Origin of the sequence: Mycobacterium sp. E2238 (assembly GCF_001672665.1) — a bacterium.
GTDB lineage: Bacteria > Actinomycetota > Actinomycetes > Mycobacteriales > Mycobacteriaceae > Mycobacterium.
This window is the reverse complement of the sequence record NZ_LZKF01000013.1, coordinates 1-1193: the sequence shown is the minus strand read 5'-3', so window position 1 is coordinate 1193 and position 1193 is coordinate 1. Positions and strand designations below refer to the sequence as shown.

General features: G+C 69.8%; 1 protein-coding gene. It reads left to right on the top strand.

The genetic code is table 11. From position 1 onward, the window contains the following. Positions 1-1193 (top strand): PPE family protein (locus A5711_RS00955; protein WP_304528453.1); only part of this gene is annotated, 1193 nt, incomplete at both ends.

The window sequence follows — 1193 nt, the reverse complement described above, 5'->3', positions numbered from 1 at the left end:
GTGTTTGATTTTGGGGCGCTTCCGCCGGAGGTTAATTCGGCGCGGATTTATGCCGGTCCGGGGTCGGGGTCGTTGATGACCGCGGCGTCGGCGTGGAATGCGATTGCTGCGGAGTTGCAGTCGGCGGCGTTGAGTTATCAGAACGTGGTGACTCAGCTTGCCAGTGAGGAGTGGGCGGGTACGGCCTCGGCGGCGATGGCGGCCGCGGCGACTCCGTATGCGGAGTGGCTGGCCACCACGGCGGCTCAGGCTGAGCAGGCCGCGGTGCAGGCCAGCGCGGCGGCGGCGGCCTATGAGGCGGCGTTTTCCGCGGTGGTGCCCCCGCCGGTGATCGCGGCCAACCGGGCCTTGGTGCAGCAGTTGCAGGCCACCAATGTGATCGGGCAGAACACCGGGGCGATCGCGCAGTTGGAGGCCCAGTACGGCGAGTTTTGGGCCCAGGATGCCGGCGCGATGGCCAACTACTCGGCGCAGTCCACCGCGGCGACCAAGGGCATCACGCAGTTTCAGGCCGCGCCCAAGGTCACCAACGACGCGGGCACGACCACCCAGGCCAGCACGCTGGCCAACGCGGCAGCCAACACCACGGCCGGCAACACCGCCAACACCGTACAAAAGGCCGCCACCACCGCGACGACGACGACCACCGCGCCAGTCAAGGCAGCAGCAACCGCCGCGACGACGACGACGAACGATCCGATGAGCGAGTTGTGGTTCCTGTTGACCGGCCAAACCGCCTTCCCGACCAACCTGGGAGCGGCCGTCAACGGTTACAGCCCGTTCGCGAGCTTGTTCTATAACACCGAGGGTCTGCCGTACTTCAGTACCGGTATGGCCAACACCTTCACCCAGATCTCCAAGACGGTGGGGTTGATCGGTGGCGCGGCTCCCGCGGCGGCCAAGGCCCTGCCCGGCCTGGGTGGACTCGGTGGCCTGCTCGGCGGCGGTGCCGGTGCGGTGCACCCGGCGGCGGCCATCGGCGGCGCGGCCTCCCTCGGGGGCAAGCTGTCGGTACCGGTGGCCTGGACCGGCGGCCCGGCCGTGCCGGCCATGGGCCATACCGCCATCCCGGTCAGCGCCATCAGCGCCGCCCCCGAAGGAGCCGGGGGACCGGGCAACCTGCTCGGCGGCATGCCCCTGGCCGGTATGGGCTCTGGCACCCACGCCGGCGCCGGACCCCGATACGGATTCCG